Origin of the sequence: Rummeliibacillus sp. POC4 (genome assembly GCF_003576525.1) — a bacterium.
In the GTDB taxonomy this organism is placed as follows: domain Bacteria; phylum Bacillota; class Bacilli; order Bacillales_A; family Planococcaceae; genus Rummeliibacillus.
This window is the reverse complement of sequence record NZ_QWUA01000163.1, coordinates 1-597: the sequence shown is the minus strand read 5'-3', so window position 1 is coordinate 597 and position 597 is coordinate 1. Positions and strand designations below refer to the sequence as shown.

Below are 597 nucleotides of genomic sequence, written 5' to 3'. Positions count from 1 at the left end.
AATTTAAAATATTTATAATGGTCGGGAAGACAGGATTCGAACCTGCGACCCCTTGGTCCCAAACCAAGTGCTCTACCAAGCTGAGCTACTTCCCGAATATGGTGCGCCCAGCAGAAGTCGAATCCACAACCTTCTGATCCGTAGTCAGACGCTCTATCCAGTTGAGCTATGGGCGCATTTTATAAAATTTGTTTTAAAAAGAAATGGTGCCGAGGACCGGAATCGAACCGGTACGGTAGTCACCTACCGCAGGATTTTAAGTCCTGTGCGTCTGCCAGTTCCGCCACCCCGGCATATTTGGAGCGGAAGACGGGGTTCGAACCCGCGACCCCCACCTTGGCAAGGTGATGTTCTACCACTGAACTACTTCCGCATATGCATGTGTTATTTAATCTGGCAATTATTAAGTTTCATAATAAATGGTGCGGGTGAAGGGAGTCGAACCCCCACGCCTTGCGGCGCTAGATCCTAAGTCTAGTGCGTCTGCCAATTCCGCCACACCCGCAATATTTAATTAAAATGGTGAGTCATGCAGGATTCGAACCAGCGACCCTCTGATTAAAAGTCAGATGCTCTACCAACTGAGCTAATGACTCA

General features: G+C 48.4%; 6 tRNA genes. All 6 read right to left on the bottom strand.

The annotated features are described in order from the left end of the window. Positions 1-18: 18 nt before the first annotated feature. Positions 19-95 (bottom strand) — tRNA-Pro (locus D1606_RS18610). A gap of 4 nt (positions 96-99) precedes the next feature. Further along, positions 100-176: transfer RNA gene (locus tag D1606_RS18605), tRNA-Arg, on the bottom strand. A 28-nt stretch (positions 177-204) separates the two neighbouring features. Next, positions 205-293, bottom strand: a tRNA-Leu gene (locus tag D1606_RS18600). Between the two features lie 5 nt (positions 294-298). Next, a tRNA-Gly gene (locus tag D1606_RS18595) sits at positions 299-373 on the bottom strand. 47 nt (positions 374-420) lie between these two features. Then, positions 421-505 (bottom strand) — tRNA-Leu (locus D1606_RS18590). 15 nt (positions 506-520) lie between these two features. After that, a tRNA-Lys gene (locus D1606_RS18585) sits at positions 521-596 on the bottom strand. Position 597: the final 1 nt, after the last annotated feature.